2 protein-coding genes are annotated in these 3,388 nt (G+C 72.8%); one reads left to right on the top strand and one right to left on the bottom strand.

What is annotated here, in order from left to right:
- Nucleotides 1–976: phosphatase PAP2 family protein (locus AOK16_RS21775; protein WP_055473873.1), on the bottom strand; the 976-nt coding region annotated here is incomplete at its 3' end.
- Nucleotides 977–1,560: 584 nt separating this feature from the next.
- Between AOK16_RS21775 and AOK16_RS21770 the strand changes: the two genes are divergently transcribed.
- Complete coding sequence (locus AOK16_RS21770; protein ID WP_079101642.1) at nt 1,561–3,294, top strand: MFS transporter; 1,734 nt, start codon at nt 1,561–1,563, stop codon at nt 3,292–3,294.
- Nucleotides 3,295–3,388 lie beyond the last annotated feature (94 nt).

Here is a 3,388-nt window from a genome sequence, read left to right as displayed (position 1 = left end):
TCGGGGTGACCGGGGTGCGCTCCGAGCGGGAGTTGTGCGGGCGCGGCGGCGAGTGGTGCAGCCGCGGGTCGGTGTTCCGCGCGGCCGTCGACCCGCCTCTGCCGCTCGCCGTGCCGGCGGCGACCGGATCGCTCGCGGGTCCGGCACTCACGGGCTCCAGCGCGTCCGGCGCCCCCTCCCGCTGCGGTGCCACCAGTGCCGTCCGGGGCATGCCGTAGGCCGGCGCCAGGACGGGTCCGCGGCCCTCGCGGAGCCGGTCCCGTACGGCCAGGAGCCACGTGTTGGCCCAGGCGATGGCCGGTTCGAACCAGGGCAGCGCCAGCAGGATCAGCAGCCCCGCCGCCCAGCCCAGCAGCACATCACTGACCCAGTGCGTGCCCAGGTAGACGGTGGTCGCGCCGACGCCGAGCGCGAAGACGGCGGCCACGACGGACAGCACCCGGCGGGCGATCGGCGTGGTGGCGAGATAGGCCAGAATGCCCCAGGTCACCACGGCGTTGGCGGTATGGCCGGAAGGAAATATATCGCCGCCGCTGAACATCTCGGCCGAGCCGACGGTCGTCGCGTAGTGCGGGCCGAGCCGGCCGAGGCCGTACTTCACTGACCCCACCGTCGCGTTGAGCAGCAGCAGGGCGACACCGAGGGCGAGCAGCGGGCGCAGGGTGCGCTGCCGCCAGGAGCGCCAGCCGAGCCACGCGGCGACCAGGACCGCGGTCGGACCGCGCTGCCCCATCACCACGAAGTAGTCGAGCAGGGCGTGGAGATCCGGCCACTGCTTGTAGGGCCGGAAGAGCATCACCTGCCAGTCCAGGCGTACGAGGTGCTGGCTCACGAATACGGCCGCGACGATCGCCACGTAGAACAGCACGGCAGAACCGAACAGCACGATGCGGTGTCGGCTCATCCGCGGCACATCGCGGTTGCTCGGTCGCTCCGGCTCCTGCTCCAGGCGGGCGAAGATTCGGTCGGTACGCACCCAATCGACGTTACAGGGGGTGCGTGGTGGCCCCGGTCGAAGCCGCGGCTTTGTGATGACCATGTGATGTGGGCCGAAGCCCCCACAACCCGTAATTCGGCCCTTGCCGTCAAAGCCTCGGTGTAGCTGTGGTGAATTTCTCGCGCTTAATTCCGGGAGACACTTTTGCGACCCCCAATGCGTTTACCTTCCGGCCGCTCGTGATTCGCCACCGCGTTCCGAACCCCCTTGCCCCGCAAGCCCGGTGGCGGCGCTCCTCGCGCATCGTGATCACGGTGATGAGCTGCGCCTTCGGCCGCCGAGGGCGGTCGCGGCCCGCCGCCGGGGCCGCCGCCTCCTCACGCTCCGCCCACCCGGGAACACCCGTGCGTGACGACACCCCGGGCGGGTCGCGGCGCCGTCGCCCGAATGTACGTGGCGAAGGCCACGCGCCGGCGTTGACAAAGGTGAGCCTCGCCACGCTCGGCGCCACCCGACTCGCGTACCCTGGCGGCTCACTCGCCTTTCGATGCCGGGCCGAACCCACCGGGGAAGCTGACCTCTCCCCGGGCCCGTCCGACGCGAGCGCAACTGGAGGTGCGTACATGTCCGGAACGACCACGCCCCGCGACGCTCGGGCGGCGGACGTTCCTCTCCAGCGCGAACGGGGCTCCGCCCGGGGCCGTTCCGAACGGCGCGGTGCAGACGGGGGCGGTGCGTACGGGGACGGTGCATATGGGGGCGGCGCCGACCGCTGGGCCGTGCTCGTCGTCCTCTGCCTCAGCCTGCTGCTCGTCGCGCTCGACGCGACCATCCTGCACGTGGCGGTCCCGGCCGTCACCGAGGACCTGCGCCCCAGCGCGATCGAACTCCTGTGGATCGTCGACGTCTACCCGCTCGTCGCCGCCTCCCTCCTCATCCTCTTCGGCACCCTCGGCGACCGCGTCGGCCGGCGGCGCGTCCTGCTGCTCGGCTACGGGCTCTTCGCCGCGGCCTCCGCGGTCGCCGCGTTCGCGCAGGACCCGCACGTCCTCATCGCCGCCCGGGCGTTGCTCGGCGTCGGCGGCGCGATGATCATGCCCGCCACGCTGTCGATCCTCCGTCAGATCTTCCCCGAGCGGCGTGAACGGGCCCTGGCCATCGGCATCTGGAGCGCCGTCGCCGCGGTCGGTGCCGCCATCGGGCCGCTCCTGGGCGGGTTCCTGCTGGAGCACTTCTGGTGGGGGTCGGTCTTCCTCGTCAACATCCCGCTGATGGCGCTCTGCCTGCCCGTCGGCCGCCGGCTCCTGCCGGAGTCCACCGGCGACGGCGACGGGCCGTGGGACGTACTCGGCGCGCTGATGGCCGCGTTCGGGCTCTTCGGCGTCGTACTCGGCGTGAAGCGGGTGGGCGGGGGAGAAGCGGTGTTCCATCCGGCCACGCTCGGACCGCTGCTCGTGGGGGCCGGGCTGCTGGCTCTCTTCGTACGCCGCCAGCGCCGCCGTACGCATCCACTGGTCGACCTGCGGATGTTCGCCAGGCCCGCGTTCGGCACCTCGGTGGGGTGCATCGTGCTGGCCATGCTGGCGCTGGTCGGTCTTGAGCTCATCGCCACCCAGTACCTCCAACTGGTCCTCGGGCTCTCGCCGCTGGAGACCGGCCTGCGGATGGTGCCGCTGACGGTGGCCGCGATGGCCGCCGGGCTGTTCGGCTCGCGCATGCTCCAGCGGTTCGGGCCGCGCACGATGGTCGCGCTCGGCTTCGCGCTCACCGCGGCGGCGGTGCTGTCGCTGACGCTCATGGGCGAGCACGACCGGCCCGGGCTGCTCGCCACCGCCTTCGTGCTGCTCGGCTTCGGCCTGGAGATCACGCTGTTCGGGGCGTACGAGTCCATGCTGAGCGAGTCCCCCGCTGAACAGGCCGGGGGAGCGGCCGCGATCGGCGAGACCTCCTACCAACTCGGCGCGGGCATCGGCATCGCGCTGTTGGGCAGCGTCATGAACGCGGCGTACGGGCCCGGGGTCTCCGCCGTCCCCGGCGTCCCCTCCGACGCGGCCCGCGCGGCCGGGCACTCGCTCGGTGAGGCGTACGAGGTGGCGCGGCGCCTCGGCGGGCCCGACGGGCGCGCCCTGCGCGACGCGGCCCGCGACTCCTTCGTCCACGGCCTCCACATCACGCTCCTGGCCAGCGCGGCCCTCCTCCTCTTCGGCGCCCTCGCCGCGCTGCGGCTGCCTCGCACGATGGAGTGCGAGTCCGCGTCCGCGGTGGTGCCGTGTGACTCTGCGGCCCCGACGGCCGACGGCATTCCGGGTCAGCAGACCCGCGCCCGCGCCCCCATAACCGCGAAGCCGTCAGCCTGACAGCCCGCCCGCCCCGCGGCGGGCGGGCCCGGCGGGACGTGGTTCGGCCCCACGTTGTGGGCATGCGTTCCGCCCTGCGGAACGCCTGCCCACA

The sequence above is a fragment of the Streptomyces pathocidini genome (assembly GCF_001418495.1).
GTDB lineage: Bacteria > Actinomycetota > Actinomycetes > Streptomycetales > Streptomycetaceae > Streptomyces > Streptomyces pathocidini.
This window is presented reverse-complemented; position numbering and strand designations above follow the sequence as displayed.

Coding starts and splice junctions, on each gene's coding strand:
- AOK16_RS21770 (WP_079101642.1), top strand. CDS start 1,561: ATGTCCGGAACGACCACGCCCCGCGACGCTCGGGCGGCGGACGTTCCT.